Source organism: Chromobacterium sp. LK1, from assembly GCF_001043555.1.
Lineage (GTDB): Bacteria > Pseudomonadota > Gammaproteobacteria > Burkholderiales > Chromobacteriaceae > Chromobacterium > Chromobacterium aquaticum.
This window is the reverse complement of the sequence record NZ_LDUI01000057.1, coordinates 1-17,415: the sequence shown is the minus strand read 5'-3', so window position 1 is coordinate 17,415 and position 17,415 is coordinate 1. Positions and strand designations below refer to the sequence as shown.

The 17,415-nt window shown below is 63.5% G+C and carries 14 protein-coding genes and 1 pseudogene; 10 read left to right on the top strand and 5 right to left on the bottom strand.

Going from position 1 to position 17,415, the window contains the following annotated elements; all coding sequences use genetic code 11:
- The first annotated feature begins 43 nt into the window (after positions 1 to 43).
- Positions 44 to 469, top strand: coding sequence for a hypothetical protein (locus VI26_RS21255; protein ID WP_048411772.1), 426 nt, complete (start codon positions 44 to 46; stop codon positions 467 to 469).
- 64 nt (positions 470 to 533) lie between these two features.
- Here VI26_RS21255 and aceK read toward each other — a convergent pair whose 3' ends face one another.
- Complete coding sequence (gene aceK, locus VI26_RS21250) at positions 534 to 2,324, bottom strand: bifunctional isocitrate dehydrogenase kinase/phosphatase (RefSeq protein ID WP_048411771.1); 1,791 nt, start codon at positions 2,322 to 2,324, stop codon at positions 534 to 536.
- A gap of 172 nt (positions 2,325 to 2,496) precedes the next feature.
- Positions 2,497 to 3,015, bottom strand: a pseudogene (locus tag VI26_RS21245) (pseudouridine synthase); the annotation flags it as partial.
- A 341-nt stretch (positions 3,016 to 3,356) separates the two neighbouring features.
- On the opposite strand from VI26_RS21245, the gene VI26_RS21240 reads away from it, so the two are divergent.
- Both VI26_RS21240 and icd read left to right on the top strand, forming a co-directional pair.
- On the top strand, positions 3,357 to 5,594 hold the full coding sequence (locus tag VI26_RS21240; RefSeq protein ID WP_048411769.1) for an NADP-dependent isocitrate dehydrogenase: 2,238 nt from the start codon (positions 3,357 to 3,359) through the stop codon (positions 5,592 to 5,594).
- A 183-nt stretch (positions 5,595 to 5,777) separates the two neighbouring features.
- Entirely contained in the window at positions 5,778 to 7,022 is a 1,245-nt protein-coding gene (gene icd / locus VI26_RS21235) for an NADP-dependent isocitrate dehydrogenase (protein WP_048411768.1), read from the top strand.
- Between the two features lie 57 nt (positions 7,023 to 7,079).
- Here the strand turns inward: icd and VI26_RS21230 are convergent, their stop codons facing one another.
- Both VI26_RS21230 and VI26_RS21225 read right to left on the bottom strand, forming a co-directional pair.
- Positions 7,080 to 7,577, bottom strand: coding sequence for a dihydrofolate reductase (locus tag VI26_RS21230; RefSeq protein WP_048411767.1), 498 nt, complete (start codon positions 7,575 to 7,577; stop codon positions 7,080 to 7,082).
- Positions 7,574 to 8,368, bottom strand: coding sequence for a thymidylate synthase (locus tag VI26_RS21225; protein ID WP_048411785.1), 795 nt, complete (start codon positions 8,366 to 8,368; stop codon positions 7,574 to 7,576). Before VI26_RS21225 ends, VI26_RS21230 begins: the two co-directional genes overlap by 4 nt.
- 128 nt (positions 8,369 to 8,496) lie before the next feature.
- On the opposite strand from VI26_RS21225, the gene flhB reads away from it, so the two are divergent.
- Genes flhB through VI26_RS21195 form a run of 6 tightly spaced genes read left to right on the top strand, consistent with a single transcriptional unit; the run spans position 8,497 to position 15,677 of the window.
- Positions 8,497 to 9,654: a flagellar biosynthesis protein FlhB gene (flhB, locus tag VI26_RS21220; protein ID WP_048411766.1), complete on the top strand. Its 1,158-nt coding sequence runs from the start codon at positions 8,497 to 8,499 to the stop codon at positions 9,652 to 9,654.
- A gap of 48 nt (positions 9,655 to 9,702) precedes the next feature.
- Positions 9,703 to 11,784 (top strand): flagellar biosynthesis protein FlhA, encoded by a 2,082-nt coding sequence (flhA, locus tag VI26_RS21215; protein WP_048411765.1) that lies wholly within the window; start codon positions 9,703 to 9,705, stop codon positions 11,782 to 11,784.
- 6 nt (positions 11,785 to 11,790) lie between these two features.
- Positions 11,791 to 13,263: a flagellar biosynthesis protein FlhF gene (gene flhF, locus VI26_RS21210; protein ID WP_048411764.1), complete on the top strand. Its 1,473-nt coding sequence runs from the start codon at positions 11,791 to 11,793 to the stop codon at positions 13,261 to 13,263.
- Between the two features lie 5 nt (positions 13,264 to 13,268).
- A complete protein-coding gene (locus VI26_RS21205) occupies positions 13,269 to 14,138 on the top strand; it encodes a flagellar synthesis regulator FleN (protein ID WP_048411763.1) in 870 nt (289 codons plus the stop codon).
- Positions 14,135 to 14,881 (top strand): RNA polymerase sigma factor FliA, encoded by a 747-nt coding sequence (locus tag VI26_RS21200; protein WP_048411762.1) that lies wholly within the window; start codon positions 14,135 to 14,137, stop codon positions 14,879 to 14,881. The genes VI26_RS21205 and VI26_RS21200 overlap by 4 nt, the downstream gene beginning before the upstream one ends.
- 46 nt (positions 14,882 to 14,927) lie before the next feature.
- A complete protein-coding gene (locus VI26_RS21195; RefSeq protein ID WP_048411761.1) occupies positions 14,928 to 15,677 on the top strand; it encodes a flagellar motor protein in 750 nt (249 codons plus the stop codon).
- Positions 15,678 to 15,883: 206 nt separating this feature from the next.
- Here VI26_RS21195 and VI26_RS21190 read toward each other — a convergent pair whose 3' ends face one another.
- The gene (locus VI26_RS21190; RefSeq protein ID WP_048411760.1) at positions 15,884 to 16,768 is read right to left on the bottom strand and encodes a LysR family transcriptional regulator; all 885 of its coding nucleotides are present in this window, start codon (positions 16,766 to 16,768) and stop codon (positions 15,884 to 15,886) included.
- Positions 16,769 to 16,872: 104 nt separating this feature from the next.
- Here VI26_RS21190 and VI26_RS21185 point away from each other — a divergent pair, with 104 nt between their 5' ends.
- Positions 16,873 to 17,259, top strand: coding sequence for a DoxX family protein (locus tag VI26_RS21185; protein WP_048411759.1), 387 nt, complete (start codon positions 16,873 to 16,875; stop codon positions 17,257 to 17,259).
- Positions 17,260 to 17,415 lie beyond the last annotated feature (156 nt).

The window sequence follows — 17,415 nt, the reverse complement described above, 5'->3', positions numbered from 1 at the left end:
CCTATATTACTAGAAGGTAACATCCGAGACAGGAGCAACAACAATGTCGCTTGAAAACACTGCCACCGCCCCGGGCCTGGTCCAGCTGTTCAGTCAGGTTACGGACGATGGAAGCATTGCCCTTTCCTCCATCCGTGAGCGGGCCAACCTTGAATTGTCCAGCTTCGCCGCCATGGCGAGCCAACAATTGCAGCAGCTGGACATCAGCATGCCGCCGGCGATCAGCCTGATCAGCACGCCGGCCTGCCAGCTGGCCTTGGAAAACAACCACCCGCATGCCGAGGAAATCCGGACCTGGTTGCAGGGCAATGACAATATCACCCGTAAATTCAAGGAAGTGGAAGTGCTGTACGAGATCGTGCGCGCCGCGGAAAGCATAGGCGAGACCTTCCCGGAAAGCTCGACCTTCCACATTGGCTTAACCAGCGCCGGGCCCATCGCCTACTTCGAGGACAGCCACCGCGCCTAGACGCCGCGCCCGCGCGCATTCAACACCCAGACGGGGAAGCAAACGCTTCCCCGTTTTTCTTGCGTCAATCCCGCTGCGGGCAAAGCGCCCGCTCCCGCCGATAAAAACGCGGATAGGCGTTGATGAAGCGCATCTCCTCCGGGTAGGGATAGAAATCCTCGATGTGGCCGGCGCCGATGCGGCGCTGGCGCTGCTGCCAGAACACCGGGCTCAGCAAATCCTGATGGTGGCGCAGAAACGTCTGCCTGACCTCGGCGTCACCCAACAGGAAGGCGCCGAACTCTTCCGGAAACACATCATTGCGCGCCACCGGATACCAGACCTCGCCCGACATCTCCATTTCCGGATACGGCGCCTCCGGAATCCGGCGGAAGCGGCAATCGCTCAGGTATTCGATCTCGTCGTAATCGTAGAAGATGACCCGGCCGTAGCGCGTCACCCCGAAGTTCTTGAACAGCATGTCGCCGGGAAAGATATTCGCCGCCGCCAGTTCCTTGATCGCCAGTCCGTAGTCGCGCACCACCCGCGCCTTTTCCGCCGGCTCGGCGCTCATCAGGTAGAGATTCAACGGTTTCAAGCGCCGCTCGATATACAGATGCTTGATCACCAATTGCTCCGCCCCCTCCTCCAGCAGCGACGGCGCCTGCGCGCGCAGCTCCCGCAGCAGCTCCTCGGTGAAGCGCGCCTTGGGAAACGCCACATTGGAAAATTCCAGCGTGTCCGCCAGCCGCCCCACCCTATCATGACGCTTCACCAACTGATACTTGGCCTTCACCGTCGCGCGGTCCGCCTCCTTGGCGCCACCGAACTCATCCTTGATCAGCTTGAACACATAGGGATAGGACGGCAGCGTGAACACCAGCATCACCAGGCCGCGGATGCCGGGCGCGATGACGAAACTGTCGTTGGAATGCTGCAGATGCTGGATGAAGTCGCGATAAAAGGTGTTCTTGCCCTGCTTCTGCAAACCCAGCATGGTGTAGAGCTCGGCCTTGCTCTTGCCCGGCAGCATGCCGCGCAGGAATTGCACATAGCCGGACGGCACTTCCATGTCCACCAGGAAATAAGCGCGGCTGAAGGAAAACAGCATGCCTATGCGCCATGGCTCCAGCAGCAAGGTGTCCAGACACAAGCCACCCAGCGCGTCGTGCAGCACCGGGACCGCGAATGGGTACTGCGCGCCGCCATTGATCACCTTGCCCAGCACATAGGCGGACTTATTGCGGTAGAACGGCGACGACAGCACCTGAACTTGGTAATTGGCCTCCTGCCGCGGCCAGCGGCCCTCCAGCAACGCCAGCGCCTGACGCAGCGACAATGCGATATCACGGCGCAGCCGGGTGAAGGGTCGCTGCCAGCCGAAGTCCTCGACCATGCGCCGTAGCACCGCCCGCAGGCCGTCGCGCGCCGGATAATAGCTGCGATAGGACGGAGGGTCCGACTCTATGTACTCGGTGGAAATCGCCGGGCGGATGAAGATGAAATCGTTGTTGAAATAATCGCGGTGCAGGATGCGGGTGAACACCGAGTTGAAAAAGGTTTCCGCGCACTCCGGCTGCTTGTGCCTGATCAGCAGGCCGATGAAGTAGAGCTTGGCTTGCTGCCAGATCTCGTCGTCCAGCAGCTCGGCGTGAAACTCGCCATGCAGCCGCGCCACCGTTTCCGCCACCCGCTGGTCGTAGAACTGGATACGGTCGCGCACCGCCTGCTGCACGCCCTGCCAGTCGCCGGCCTCGAACAAGGCCTTGGCGCCGCGGTTGCAGTCGCGAAAGCGCCGGTAATGCTTGTCGAAACCATCCACCAGCGCCTGCGCGATATCGCGCGCCACCGGATTGTAGGACTCGGGGATCTGCATGCGCCCGCCTCGTCGATGTGGAACCGCCGCGTCGCGGCCCGGCGCCGGTTCAAGGCTTGCGCGGGCCTCCGCGCCGGAAGCCGCCGCCGCGCGGCTGCGCGCCCGGCTTGGCGATGCGCTGAGCATGGGGCAGCCGCGGCAAATCCGCAAGATCCACCTCCAGCTCGCGCATGTCTCCCGGCTGCAAACCGTCCAGCGCCCACGGGCCTATCGCCGCCCGCACCAAGCGCAAGGTCGGCAGGCCCACCTTGGCGGTCATGCGCCGCACCTGGCGGTTCTTGCCCTCGCTGATGACGATCTCCAGCCAGCCATCCGGCACCGTCTTGCGAAAACGCACCGGCGGCTTGCGTTCCCACAGATCGGGGGCGTCGATGCGCCGCACCTGCGCCGGCTGAGTGGTGAAATCGCCCAGATCCACGCCACGGCGCAGTTGTTCCAGCTGTTCCTCGCGGATCTGGCCCTCCACCTGCACCCAATAGGTCTTGGGCAGTTTCCAGCGCGGATTGGCGATGCGGTGCTGCAGCTCACCGTCTCCGGTCAACAGCAGCAGCCCTTCGCTGTCGGTGTCCAGCCGGCCAGCCGGATACACGCCGGGCAAGGGCACGCAGGACTTGAGCGTTGGATGCGAGGGGTGCTCGGAAAACTGACAGATGACACCGTAGGGCTTGTTGAGCAGAATGAGTCGGGACATGGCGGAAACAGCGACAATGAATGAATGAATGAATGAGCCGAATGATAGCAAGAGCCGGCCGCAAAGTAGCCACAGATTGCCGACGCATGGGCGCTCTCGCTATTTATAATTCACATTCGAACAGACCCCAAGCAGTTATAACGCATAAAAGTTCACATGCGCTGCGAGCCAAGCGCCCGCACAGAGGTATAATTCGCTTTTGAAAATTGCCCGAGAGTCGCCGGATCGCGCTCAGGCCGCGTCGCCTGGACCCCGCGCCCGCCTTTCCAAGCTCTTTCAATGCGCCGGCAGCGCCTCGCGCAACCGTTCTGTCGTCACAAGATAACTATGGAGATAGAGTAATGCCTTCGGAACAGCCCAGCATCATTTACACCCTGACCGACGAAGCGCCGGCGCTGGCTACCAGCGCCTTCCTGCCTGTCGTCCAGGCCTTCGCCGGCTCCGCCGGCATCAAGGTCGCCACCGCGGACATTTCGCTGGCGGCCCGCGTCCTGGCCGAGTTTCCCGACTATCTGGCTGACGAACAGAAAGTGCCGAATACCCTGGCGGAGCTGGGCAAGCTGACCCAGCACCCCGACACCAACATCATCAAGCTGCCCAATATCAGCGCCTCGGTGGCCCAGCTGATCGCCTGCGTCAAGGAACTGCAGGCCAAGGGCTATGCGCTGCCGGACTATCCGGAAAACCCGGCCTCCGACGCCGACAAGGCGATCAAGGACCGCTACGCCCGCTGCCTGGGCTCGGCGGTGAACCCGGTGCTGCGCGAGGGCAACTCCGACCGCCGCGCGCCGCTGGCGGTGAAGAACTACGCCAAGAAGCACCCGCATTCGATGGGCGAATGGAAGCAATGGTCGCAAACCCATGTTTCCCACATGCACCATGGCGACTTCTACCACGGCGAAAAGTCGATCACGCTGGACAAGGCCCGCGACGTGAAGATGGAGCTGACCACCAAGAGCGGCCAGACCATCGTGCTCAAGCCCAAGGTCGCGCTGCAGGCCGGCGAGATCATCGACTCCATGTTCATGAGCAAGAAAGCGCTGTGCGAATTCTACGAGCGCGAGATGGAAGACTGCCGCGAAGCGGGCATCCTGTTCTCCTTGCACGTCAAAGCCACCATGATGAAGGTGTCCCACCCCATCGTGTTCGGCCACTGCGTCAAGATCTACTACAAGGAAGCGTTCGAGAAGCACGGCAAGCTGTTCGAGGAACTGGGCGTCAACGTCAACAACGGCATGGCCACCCTGTACGAGAAGATCGAGACCCTGCCGGCATCCAAGCGTGAAGAGATCATCCGCGATCTGCACGCCTGCCAGGAGCATCGCCCGCGTCTGGCGATGGTGGATTCGGCCAAGGGCATCACCAACTTCCACTCGCCCAATGACGTGATCGTCGATGCCTCGATGCCGGCGATGATACGCGCCGGCGGCAAGATGTGGGGCGCCGACGGCAAGCCTTACGACGCCAAGGCGGTAATGCCGGAATCCACTTTCGCCCGCATTTACCAGGAGATGATCAACTTCTGCAAATGGCACGGCAACTTCGATCCCAAGACCATGGGCACCGTGCCCAACGTCGGCCTGATGGCGCAGAAGGCAGAGGAATACGGTTCCCACGACAAGACCTATGAAATCCAGGAAGATGGCGTCGCCAACATCGTCGACCTCGCCAGCGGCGAAGTGCTGCTGACGCAGAACGTCGAGCAAGGCGATATCTGGCGCATGTGCCAGGTGAAGGACGCGCCTATCCGCGACTGGGTCAAGCTGGCCGTTACCCGCGCCCGCAACTCCGGCATGCCGGCGGTGTTCTGGCTGGACCCGTACCGCCCGCACGAGAACGAGCTGATCAAGAAGGTGCACGCCTACCTGAAGGATCACGACACCAATGGCCTGGAAATCCACATCATGTCCCAGGTGCGCGCGATGCGTTACACCCTGGAACGCGTGGCGCGCGGCCTGGACACCATCTCGGTGACCGGCAACATCCTGCGCGACTACCTGACCGATCTGTTCCCCATCATGGAACTGGGCACCTCGGCCAAGATGCTGTCCATCGTGCCGCTGATGGCCGGCGGCGGCATGTACGAAACCGGCGCCGGCGGCTCCGCGCCCAAGCACGTGCAGCAGCTGCTGGAAGAAAACCACCTGCGCTGGGATTCGCTGGGCGAGTTCCTGGCGCTGGCGGTGTCGCTGGAAGAACTGGGCATCAAGACCGGCAATGAGCAGGCCAAGGTGCTGGCCAAGACGCTGGATCTCGCCACCGGCAAGCTGCTGGACGAGAACAAATCCCCGTCGCGCCGCACCGGCGAGCTGGACAACCGCGGCAGCCAGTTCTACCTGACCCTGTTCTGGGCGCAGGCGCTGGCGGCCCAGTCCGAGGACAAGGCACTGCAAGCCCGTTTCGCCCCGCTCGCCAAGAGCCTGGCCGACAGCGAGCAGCGGATCCTGACCGAACTCAAGGCCGTGCAAGGCAAGCCGGCCGACATCGGCGGCTACTACCATCCCGATGCCGCCAAGTGCGGCGCGGTGATGCGTCCCAGCACCAGCTTCAACGCCGCGCTGGCCGCCGTGCTCGGCTAAGCCTCCGCTCCCGGCGGGAACTTCCCGCCCGACAAAACGCCAAGACATAGGTCTTGGCGTTTTTTTTTTGCGCCGTGTGTCAGCGACGCAGGTGGCAAGCTTTTCATGATTTTTCATAGATAATCAAAATGCGAGCCTGCCCAGCGGCGTGCCGTTGCGCACCCCACCCTCAGGAGAGAAAGCATGAGCGTCACCCATATCGAGGTTCCGGCTAACGGCGAGAAGATCATCCCCGGCCGGCCGGCGCCCGACCACCCGATCATTCCTTTCATCGAAGGCGACGGCATAGGCGTGGACATCACCCCGGTGATGATCAAGGTGATAGACGCCGCGGTGGCCAAGGCCTATGCCGGCGCGAAGAAAATTCACTGGATGGAAGTGTACGCCGGCGAAAAATCCACCCGCTTCTACGGGCCGGACGAATGGCTGCCCCAGGAGACCCTGGCCGCGCTGAAAGCGTACTCGGTATCGATCAAGGGCCCGATGACCACACCGGTGGGCGGCGGCATCCGTTCGCTGAACGTGGCGCTGCGCCAGGAGCTGGACCTCTATCAATGCGTGCGGCCGGTGCGCTATTTCAAGGGCGTGCCCTCGCCGCTGAAACAGCCGGAACTGACCGATATGGTGATCTTCCGCGAGAATACCGAGGACATCTACGCCGGCATCGAATGGCAGGCCGGCTCCGACGCCGCCAAGAAGGTGATCGCCTTCCTGCGGGATGAGATGGGCGTGAAGAAAATCCGCTTTCCGGACAGCTCGGGCATAGGCATCAAGCCGGTGTCCAAGGACGGAACCGAACGCTTGGTGCGCGCCGCCATCCAGTACGCGATAGACAATGAGCGCAAGAGCGTGACCATCGTGCACAAGGGCAACATCATGAAGTACACCGAGGGCGGCTTCCGCGACTGGGCCTATGCCTTGGCCAAGGAGGAGTTCGGCGCGACGCCGATCGACGGCGGCCCGTGGTGCGCGTTCAAGAACCCCAAGACCGGCCGCGACATCGTGGTCAAGGACGCCATCGCCGACGCCTTCCTGCAGCAGATCCTGCTGCGTCCGGCGGAATACGATGTAGTGGCGACGCTGAACCTGAACGGCGACTATATTTCCGACGCGCTGGCCGCCCAGGTCGGCGGCATCGGCATCGCGCCGGGCGCCAATATTTCGGACCAATACGCGGTGTTCGAGGCCACCCACGGCACCGCGCCCAAATACGCCGGCCAGGACAAGGTCAACCCGGGCTCGCTGATTCTGTCCGCCGAGATGATGTTGCGCCACCTGGGCTGGAAAGAGGCCGCCGATCTGGTGATCAAGGCGATGGAAGCCGCCATCGCCGACAAGCAGGTGACTTATGACTTCGCCCGCTTGATGGACGGCGCCAGCGAGATCAGCTGTTCCGCCTTCGGCGACGCGATGATAGCGCGCATGTAGCCAAGCCCAAATGCCAAAGCCCGCGTCGCCGCGGGCTTTTTGCTTTGCCGATCCGGCTCAGCGCCGCAGATAATCGACGAAGGCGTAAGCCAGACCGTCGGCGCTGATGTGCGCTTCGCGGCTGTCCTCGCGCCAGAGCTCGGCGGACACCTCGGGGAAATGCGCATCGCCCGGATACTCGCCGGCGATCTCGGTCAGGCGCAGGCAATCGGCGCTGGCGATCGCCTGGCGGTACAGCTCGGCGCCGCCGATCAGGCACACCTCCTCCACCGCGCCGGCCAGCGCCAGCGCCTGCTCCAGCGAATGCGCGGCCTCGGCGCCGTCGGCGCGCCAATCCGCCTGGCGCGTCACCACGATGTTGCGGCGGCCCGGCAAGGGCCGGCCTATCGAGTCCCAGGTCTTGCGGCCCATGATCACCGGCTTGCCCAGCGTCACCGCCTTGAAATGCTTGAGATCCTCCGGCAAATGCCAGGGCAGGCGGTTGTCTATTCCTATCACCCGCTGGGCCGCCATCGCCGCCACCAGGGTCAAGCGCGGCTTCCCGGCCGCCGTCATACCGCCACCGCCGCTTTGATGTGCGGATGCGGATCATAGCCTTCCAGTTCGAAATCCTCGAACTTGAAGCCGAAGATGTCCTTGACCTGCGGATTGATCCTCATCGTCGGCAATGGCCGCGGCTCGCGCGACAGCTGCAGCTCGGCCTGCTCCAGGTGGTTGCTGTACAGATGCGCGTCACCCAGCGTGTGCACGAAATCGCCCGCTTGCAACCCGCACACCTGGGCCACCATCATGGTCAGCAAGGCGTAGCTGGCGATATTGAACGGCACGCCCAGGAAGATATCGGCGGAACGCTGATAGAGCTGGCAGGACAGCTTGCCGTCGGCCACGTAGAACTGGAACAGGCTGTGGCAGGGCGGCAGCGCCATCTCGTCCACCAGCGCCGGGTTCCAGGCCGATACGATCAGACGGCGCGAATCCGGATTGTTCTTGATCATCGCCACCACATTGGCGATCTGATCGATATGACGGCCGTCCGGCGCCGGCCAGCTGCGCCATTGATAACCGTAGACCGGTCCCAGATCGCCGTTTTCGTCGGCCCAGTCGTCCCAGATCGACACGCCGTTCTCCTTCAGGTAGCGGATATTGGTGTCGCCGGACAGGAACCACAGCAATTCATGGATGATGGAACGCAGGTGGCATTTCTTGGTGGTCACCAGCGGAAAACCCTGTTGCAGGTCGAAACGCATCTGGTGGCCGAATACCGAACGGGTGCCGGTGCCGGTGCGGTCGGACTTGTCGTGGCCATGTTCCTGCACATGGCGCATCAGCTCGAGATACTGTCGCATAGTGTTCATTCCATCTTTGATGCCGGCCATTGTACCCGACTTGACCCCGCCCCGGAAAAGCTGGCCCGGCCCCGCCGCTTCGGCTACCATTCTTTTTAAAATCAAGACAGAAGCATGAAACACCGGACATGGCTGAAGATTCCGACCTCGAACGCACCGAACCCGCCACCGCGAAACGACTGGGGCTCGCCCGCGAAGACGGCAATATCCCGCGCTCGCGCGAGCTGACCACCTTCGCCATCACCATGGCCGGCGTGGCGCTGCTGATGGCCCAGGGCGGCCACATCGCCACCAATCTGGCGCAGACCATGCGCGTGCTGCTCACTTTCGACCAGACCACGGTGCGCGACGCCGAGCCGGCGCTGATCCGCTTCAAGGAAACCATTTTCAACGCCTTGTGGAGCCTGGCGCCGCTATTGGCCGGCCTGGCGCTGGTGGCGCTGTTCGTACCCATGCTGGTGGGCGGCTGGAACCTCACCTTCAAGGCGATAGAGCCCAAGTTCAGCAAGCTCAATCCCCTTCCCGGCGTCAAGCGCATGTTCTCGGTCAACGCCGCCACCGAGGCCTTGAAGGCCATTCTCAAAAGCGTGCTGATCGGCGGCATCGCCACCTGGTTCATCTGGCGCGAGCGCGCGGAAATCATCGGCCTGATCTCGATGCCGCTGCCCGTCGGCATCGCCAAGATGACCGATATGATCATCTCCACCTTCTTCGTGGTGACCTCGGCGATGATTCTGCTGGTGGCGATAGACGTGCCCTTCCAGCTGTGGAGCTATCACAAGAAGCTGCGCATGACCAAGGAAGAGATCAAGCAGGAATACAAGGAAGCCGAGGGCTCGCCCGAGGTCAAGGGCCGCATCCGCCAGATGCAGCGCGAAGCCGCGCGCAAGCGCATGATGCAGGAGATTCCCAGCGCCAACGTCATCGTCACCAACCCGACTCACTACGCGGTGGCGATCAAGTACCAGGACGGCATGCGCGCGCCGCAGGTGGTGGCCAAGGGCTCGCTGAAGCTGGCGGAAAAGATCATCGACACCGGCAAGGAACACCGCGTCATCGTGATGCGCTCGCCCAGCTTCGCCCGCGCGCTGTACTTCCACGCCGAACTCGGCGACGATATCCCGGCCAAGCTCTACTCCGCCGCCGCCCAAGTGCTGGCCTATGTGTTCCAGCTCAAGACCTATCAGGAGAACGGTGGCCTGGCGCCGGTGTTCCCGGACCAGCTGGAGGTGCCAGCCGAGCTTGACCCGCAAAGCAAACGCCAGCAAGATGCGACGCCACCATAATGACAAGGCCGATGCACGCACTCGGCCGGCTTGAGCCATAAACCCAGCATGGACTCCATACTCGAACTACTGAAGCGCTTCAAAGTCACCCAGCTGGCCGGCCCCATCCTCATCATCCTGATCCTGGCGATGATGGTGTTGCCGTTGCCGCCGGTGCTGCTGGACATCTTCTTCACCTTCAACATCGCGGTCTCGGTGATCGTGCTGCTGGTGGGGATCAATGTGCGCAAGCCGCTGGACTTTTCCGCCTTCCCCACCGTGCTGCTGGTGACCACCCTGCTGCGGCTGTCGCTGAACGTCGCCTCCAGCCGGGTGATCCTGCTGGAGGGCCACTCCGGCCCGGACGCCGCCGGCAAGGTGATCGAATCCTTCGCCCACTTCCTGATCGGCGACAACGTCGCCATCGGCATCGTGGTGTTCGTCATCATCACCATCATCAACTTCGTGGTGATCACCAAGGGCGCCGGCCGCATCGCCGAAGTGAGCGCCCGCTTCACGCTGGACGCGATGCCCGGTAAACAGATGGCGATCGACGCCGACCTCAACGCCGGCCTGATCGGCGAGGACGAAGCGCGCCTGCGCCGCTCCACCATCGCCGAGGAAGCCAACTTCTTCGGCGCGATGGACGGTGCCTCCAAGTTCGTGCGCGGCGACGCCATGGCCGGCATCCTGATCATCGTGATCAACATCGTCGGCGGCCTGATCGTCGGCATGGTGCAGCACGATCTGGACGCCGGCGTAGCCGCCAAGACCTACACCCTGCTGACCATAGGCGACGGCCTGGTGGCTCAGATCCCGGCGCTGATCATCTCCACCGCCGCCGGCATCGTGGTGTCGCGCGTGGGCACCGACAAGGACATGTCCGAGCAATTCCTCGGCCAGATGTTCACCAAGCCGCAAGTGCTGTACATCACCGCCGCGGTGATAGGCATGGTCGGCCTGATCCCCAATATGCCGCACTTCTCCTTCCTGCTGATCGCCGGCAGCCTGGGCCTGCTCGGCCGCATCATGGAGAAACGCCAGAAGGCCGAGGCGGAACAGGTGGAACAGCAACAACAGGCTGCGCCGCCGCCGGAGCACGCGGCCGCCGAAGTCAGCTGGAACGATGTGCAGCACGTGGACCAATTGGGCATGGAAGTGGGTTACCGCCTGATCCCGCTGGTGGACCGCAGCCAGGACGGCGAACTGCTGCGCCGCATCCGCGGCATCCGCAAGAAAATCGCCCAGGAATTGGGCTTTCTGGTGCCGCCGGTCCATATCCGCGACAACCTGGAAATCAAGCCCAATGCCTACCGCATCCTGCTCAAGGGCGTGGAGCTGGGCACCGGCGAGGCCTTCATCGGCCAATACCTGGCCATCAACCCGGGGCGGGTCAATGGCGAACTGGCCGGCACCCCCACCACCGACCCGGCCTTCGGCCTGCCGGCGATCTGGATAGACGCCGGCAAGCGCGAGGAAGCGCAGAGCCTGGGCTATACCGTGGTCGACTCCAGCACCGTGGTGGCCACCCATATTTCCAATCTGCTGCAAACCCACGCGGCGGAACTGCTGGGCCGCGAGGAAGTGCAGGCGCTGATCGATCACCAGGCCAAGGAATCGCCGAAGCTGATCGAAGACCTGGTGCCCAAGGTGGTGCCGATAGGCACGCTGCAAAAAGTGCTGCAGCAATTGCTGACCGAAGGCATCCACATCCGCGATTTCCGCACCATACTGGAAACGCTGGCCGATCACGTCGCCACCACCCAGGACATAGACGAGCTGACCAATATCGTGCGCACCGCGCTGTCCCGCGTCATCGTCCAGCAATTATTCCCCGGCGAGCAAGAATTACCCTTGATGACCCTGGAGCCGACATTGGAAAATGTGCTGATGCAGGCGGTGCAATCCAAGACCGGCGGCGGCCTGGAACCGGGCCTGGCGGAAAATCTGCTGGCCAGCGCCGCTCAGGAAACCGAACAAGTGGAAATTCAAGGGTACAATCCGGTACTCTTGACCGCGCCGGGCTTGCGGCCATTGCTGGCGCGCTTCCTGCGCCGGGCGCTGCCGCAGCTGCGTGTTATTTCTCATAATGAGATACCGGACAATAAATCAATTCGTATAATTGCTGTAATTGGGGGAAGCAAGGGCTAATCGAACATGGTGGTGAAAAAGTTTTTCGGCAAAACCACGCGTGACGCGCTCAGACAAGTTCGAGAAGAACTGGGCGCGGACGCCCTGATTTTGTCCAACCGCCCCACCATGGGCGGCGGGGTGGAAATCATGGCGGTGGCCGACGCCGACGTCGCCAACCTCGCCACCAATCTCGCCACCTCCTCCAGCAAGCATCCGCCGCGCAACGCGCCGCCGGTGGTGAACCGCGCGCCGTCGCCGCTGCCCACTCCAACCGGCGCCGCCGTCAACCGCGCGATCGCCCGCACCTACGCGATGCCGGTGGAACCGCTGGACAGCCCGCCGCCGCCGCGCATCGAGCCCCGGGCGCCGCCGCCGCGCCAGCGCATCGAGCCGGCCTTCGCGCCGGAACCCCAGCCCATCCCTCGCGCGGCGCCTCAGCCCTACGCCCAGCCCGCGCCTCAGCCAGCCGCGCCGCGCGCCGCGGCCCGGCCCGCGCCGGCTCCTGCACCCGCGCCGATATTGAGTCCCGCCAATGGCGAAGAGCCCGAGGTGATGTCGCAGGAACTCAAGCAGATAGGCGACGAGATCAAGCTGCTGCGCAGCCTGCTGCAAAGCCAGCTGGCCAGCTTCGCCTGGTCCGACATGGAAGGCAAGGCGCCCAACCGTCTCGAACTGTTCAAGCACCTGCTGGCGATGGGCTTTTCCGCCCAGCTGATCCGCCAGCTGATCGAAAAGATGCCGGCCCAGTACGAGGCCGAGGTCGCGGTCAAGTGGGCGCGCTCGGCGCTGATGCACAATCTGAAATGCGCGGATTCCGACAAGGAAATCATGGACCGCGGCGGCATCTACGCGCTGGTCGGCCCCACCGGCGTCGGCAAGACCACCACCGTGGCCAAGCTGGCCGCGCGCGCCACCATGCGCTTCGGCGCTCAGCACGTGGCGCTGATCACCACCGACAGCTACCGGATCGGCGCCCAGGACCAATTGCGCATCTACGGCAAGATTCTCGGCATCCCGGTGTTCTCTATCCAGAACGAGGGCGATCTGCAACTGACGCTGGCCGACCTGTCCAACCGCCACATCGTGTTCATCGACACCGTGGGCATGGGCCAGCGCGACGCCCGCGTGCTGGCGCAGATCGAAATGTTCCGCACCGCCGGCCGGCCGATCGAGCGCCTGCTACTGTTGGCCTCCAACGCCGACGGCCAGACGCTGGAAGACGTGGTGCGCCGCTACCGCGGCGACGGCCTCACCGGCTGCGTGCTGTCCAAGATAGACGAATCGGTGACGATGGGGCCCAGCCTGGACGTAATCATCCGCAACCGGCTGCGCCTGTTCTACATCACCAATGGTCAGCGCGTGCCGGAAGACCTGCACGCCGCCCACGCCGGCTTCCTGGTGGACCGCGCGATGCGCTCGCAGCAGCAAAATTCCCCCTTCACGCTCCAGGCCGACGAACTGCCGATCATGAACGCGGCCCAGGCCGGATGGTTGTAGCCGCGATGCAGGATCAAGCCGCCAGCCTCCGCCTGCTCAGCGCCCGTTCCTCGCGCGCTCCCAGCTTCGCCTTCATCGGCTCCTCCGGCTCCGGCGCCAGCACCCTGGCCACCGAGCTGGCGCTGGGCCTGGCCTACGCCGGCCAGCGCCCGCTGCTGGTGGACTGCACCCAGGGCCAGGTGCAGGCGCGCCGCCTGGGCGTGCCCACCACCGCCACGCTGGAAAGCCAGGTGCTGACCCTGGGCGGACTGGACGAGATGATGGTGAGTTCGCGCCAGGGCATTCAGTTGATCAATCTCTATGCGCGCCCGGAAGAGCGCGCGCTGTTCTCCGCCCAGCTGTGGCTGCGCCTGGGCAGCGAATTCGCCGCGCTGGAGCGCGACGCCTCGGTGTTGCTGGTGGACGCGCCCAATCCGGCCCACGACCCGGTGCCGGCCAGCGTGGCCGACAATTTGGTATTAGTGCTCACGCCGGCGGCGGAGTCGCTGACCACGGCCTACGCTAATATCAAGAGGCTGTCCGGCGCTTATGGCCGCCAGCGCTTCAATGTGCTGATCAACCGCGCCCGCCATCTGGAAGAAGCGCGCGAGCTGTTCACCCGGCTGTCGGCGGCCACCGGGGAGTTCCTGTCGGTGGCGCTGCGCTGGGTGGGTTTCGTGCCGATGGACAATGCGCTGCGCCGTAGCCAGACCTTGCGCCGCCCGTTGATGGAGGCCTTTCCGGACAGCGAGGCCGCGATGGCGTTCTCGCAGCTGGCCGCGGTGCTGCCGCAATGGGATACCCAGGAAACGCCGCGCGCGGGCACCGGATTCATGGACTTGTTGATTGCCGCCTCGCGCGACTGGGCCGAGGCGGATGGAGTCAAATCTTTATGAGCTTGCCGTCCTATCGCCGAACCGGCTACGCCGCCGCCGCGGCCCCCGTCGAGATCGACGTGGAGGCCTACGCGCCGCTGGTCAAGAAGCTGGCCGGCATGATGATCGCCCGGCTGCCGGCCTCGGTCGACATCGACGATCTGATCCAAGTCGGCGTCATCGGCCTGATAGAGGCCGCGCGCCAGTTCGACCCGGCCCAGGGCGTGATGTTCGAAACCTTCGCCAGCCAGCGCGTGCGCGGCGCGATGCTGGACGAGCTGCGCCGCGAAGACTGGATGCCGCGCCAGGCGCGCCGCCATTCGCGCCAGATCGAGGACGCGGTGCGGCAGCTGGAACACCAGTTGGGCCGCTCGCCGCTGGAATCGGAAATCGCCACCCACATGGGGCTGGAGCTGGAACAGTATCAGGACATGCTGGGCGATTGCCGCGGCATGACCCTGCTGCATTTCGAGGACTTTTCCAACGATGACGGCGACTCACTGCCCGACGCGGTGGCCAATGTCGCCGACGACGACTCGCCGGACCCGTTCGCCGCGCTGGCCGACGGCGGTTTCCGCCAGGCGCTGATAGATGGCATCAAGCTGCTGCCGGAGCGCGATCAATTGGTGATGGCGCTCTATTACGAGCAGGAATTGAATCTGAAGGAAATCGGCGCGGTGCTCGGCGTGTCCGAATCGCGAGTCAGCCAATTGCATAGCCAGGCCATCGCCCGGCTGCGCGCGCGCATCAAGGACTGGCTCTGACGCTCCGCGCCCTGACGCGGCATAACACTAAAAACCGGAACTTCGTGTGGACAAGATAAGCATTGTAGCCATTCTGATGGGTTTGACCGCCATCCTCGCCGGCCAGGCGCTGGAGGGGGGCAACATCGGTTCCCTGATGCAGCTGACCGCCTTCATGATCGTCATCGGCGGCACTGTCAGCGCGGTGATGCTGCAAAGCACGCCCAAGCAGTTCGTCGCCGGCGTGCGCATGCTGAAATGGATTTTCCAGCCGCCGGCGCTGGACCACGACAAAATGATCCGCGAAATCATCAACTGGAGCCAGACCGCGCGCAAGGGCGGCCTGCTGGCGCTGGAAGGCTATATCAATCTGCAGAAGGATCCCTTCATCAAGAAGGCGCTGCAAATGCTGGTGGATGGCGCCGAGCCGGACACGCTGCGCTCGGTGATGGACGTGGAAATCTCCATGTTCGAGCACGCGCGCAAGCAGGCGGCGCGGATCTGGGAATCCGCCGGCGGCTACGCGCCGACCATGGGCATTCTGGGCGCGGTGCTGGGCCTGATCCACGTGATGGAAAACCTGTCCGACCCGTCCAAGCTGGGCGCCGGCATCGCCGTGGCCTTCGTCGCCACCGTCTACGGCGTAGGCTCTGCCAACTTGCTGTTCCTGCCCATCGCCAGCAAGCTCAAGCACCTGGTCGCTTCAGAAGTCGCCTTGAAAGAGCTGGTGGTGGAGGGCCTGGTTTCCATCGCCAACGGCGAAAACCCGCGCATCATCGAAAGCCGGCTCAAGGGCTTCCTGGCGATGCACGAATAAACCTGCACCAGATCCGCTAAGAGCCTGTTCAAAGTCTCGCGAGCAAGAGCGAGACAAGGCGAACACGAGAGAAAAAGCGGAATGTACGCGTGGTACATGAGCATTTTGATCTTGTTTTCAACGCCGTATCGCTGACGCGCAGCAGATCGTAAACAGGTTCTTAGATCAACGGCGTCCGATGCCTGCCAAGCCTCAGACGCCGTTTGCTATTGGAAAAACTGCTGCAGATAATCGACAAAGGCCCTGACCTTGCCCGGCACATGCCGCCGCGCCGGATAGACCGCCGACAAATCCAGGCAATGCCAGTCGTAATCGCCAAGCAGCGGCACCAGCGTGCCCTCGGCCAAGGCCTGCTCCAGCAGAAAGCGCGGCTGCAGGATCACCCCCATGCCGTGGATGGCCGCGTCGGTCAGGATGTCGCCATTATTGGCGCGCAGCATGCCCTTGACCTTGACTCGGCCGCTGCTGCCGTCCGGCGCGGTGAAATCCCACAGATTGGGCTGCGTGGTCAGCGCGTACAGCAGGCATTGATGCTCGGCCAGTTCCGCCGGCGTCGCCGGCGTGCCGCAGCGCTGCAGATAACTGGGCGCGGCGACGACCAGGTCGCGTATCCGCGCCAACCGGCGCGCCACCAGGGAAGAGTCGGACAGATTCGACACCCGCAGCCCCAGATCGAAGCCCTCCTCCACCAGGTCCACGCGTCGGTCGTTCAGGTTCAGTTCCACCTCGATCTGCGGATACTGCTGATGAAAGCCGGCCACCACCCGTCCCAGGTAGCGCATGCCGAAAGACACCGGCGCCGACACCCGCAAACGCCCCACCGGGCTGCTGGCGCCGTGCGATAAACGCGCGTCCAGATCGTCAAGCTCGGCCAACAGGCCGCCAGCCTGCCCCAGATAGGTCTCGCCCGCCTCGGTCAGCGACAAGCGCCGCGTGGTGCGATGCATCAGCCGCACGCCCAGCCGCCCTTCCAGGCTGGATACCAGCTTGGTCACCATCGCCCGCGACAACTCCAGCCGCTCGGCGGCGGCGGCGAAACTGCCCAGCTCCGCCACGCAGACGAAGGCGCGTATCTCCGAAAAGCGGTCCATGATAATTTCCTATTGGTAAACAATATTTTTATTAATAGCGGATTTATTGAATTTCCACCACATGGTCAAATGCACTCCATCGCAAATTTGTTTGGAGTCCCACCATGAACCGTTTCCAAAACCCCGCCCTCGGCCCCCTGATCCTGCGTCTGTCGCTGGGCCTGATGTATCTGTCCCACGGCTTGCTCAAGCTGCTGGTGTTCACCCCGGCCGGCACCGCCGGCTACTTCGCCAGCCTGGGCCTACCCGGTTTTGTCGGCTACCTGTCCATCCTGGCCGAAGTCGGCGGCGGCCTGCTGCTGTTGTCCGGCTTCTTCGCTCGCTGGGTAGCGCTGGCGCTGGTTCCGCTGCTGCTCGGCACCATCGTGCTGGTGCACGGCGCCCATGGCTGGATGTTCTCCAACGAAGGCGGCGGCTGGGAATATCCGGCCTTCCTGATCACCAGCTCGCTGGCTCTGTTCTTCCTCGGCGACAGCAAGCGTCAGGCCTGAGCCTTACCCTGTCAGCTAGACGGCGGCCCCTCCCAGGGGTCGCCGTTTTTCATTCCACGCATAACAAAAATGCAACAGCCTCCCCGCTGCCATGCCGTCCGAGCCGGGGGCCGTTTCTCCGTGCAAAATCAGCCCCCATCCCCGGCCCTTCCATCC

What these genes read in the sequence shown, in the direction of transcription:
- VI26_RS21255 (WP_048411772.1), top strand. Translation starts at nt 44, where the DNA reads ATGTCGCTTGAAAACACTGCCACCGCCCCGGGCCTGGTCCAGCTGTTC.
- aceK (WP_048411771.1), bottom strand. Translation starts at nt 2,324, where the DNA reads ATGCAGATCCCCGAGTCCTACAATCCGGTGGCGCGCGATATCGCGCAG.
- VI26_RS21240 (WP_048411769.1), top strand. Translation starts at nt 3,357, where the DNA reads ATGCCTTCGGAACAGCCCAGCATCATTTACACCCTGACCGACGAAGCG.
- icd (WP_048411768.1), top strand. Translation starts at nt 5,778, where the DNA reads ATGAGCGTCACCCATATCGAGGTTCCGGCTAACGGCGAGAAGATCATC.
- VI26_RS21230 (WP_048411767.1), bottom strand. Translation starts at nt 7,577, where the DNA reads ATGACGGCGGCCGGGAAGCCGCGCTTGACCCTGGTGGCGGCGATGGCG.
- VI26_RS21225 (WP_048411785.1), bottom strand. Translation starts at nt 8,368, where the DNA reads ATGCGACAGTATCTCGAGCTGATGCGCCATGTGCAGGAACATGGCCAC.
- flhB (WP_048411766.1), top strand. Translation starts at nt 8,497, where the DNA reads ATGGCTGAAGATTCCGACCTCGAACGCACCGAACCCGCCACCGCGAAA.
- flhA (WP_048411765.1), top strand. Translation starts at nt 9,703, where the DNA reads ATGGACTCCATACTCGAACTACTGAAGCGCTTCAAAGTCACCCAGCTG.
- flhF (WP_048411764.1), top strand. Translation starts at nt 11,791, where the DNA reads ATGGTGGTGAAAAAGTTTTTCGGCAAAACCACGCGTGACGCGCTCAGA.
- VI26_RS21205 (WP_048411763.1), top strand. Translation starts at nt 13,269, where the DNA reads ATGCAGGATCAAGCCGCCAGCCTCCGCCTGCTCAGCGCCCGTTCCTCG.
- VI26_RS21200 (WP_048411762.1), top strand. Translation starts at nt 14,135, where the DNA reads ATGAGCTTGCCGTCCTATCGCCGAACCGGCTACGCCGCCGCCGCGGCC.
- VI26_RS21190 (WP_048411760.1), bottom strand. Translation starts at nt 16,768, where the DNA reads ATGGACCGCTTTTCGGAGATACGCGCCTTCGTCTGCGTGGCGGAGCTG.
- VI26_RS21185 (WP_048411759.1), top strand. Translation starts at nt 16,873, where the DNA reads ATGAACCGTTTCCAAAACCCCGCCCTCGGCCCCCTGATCCTGCGTCTG.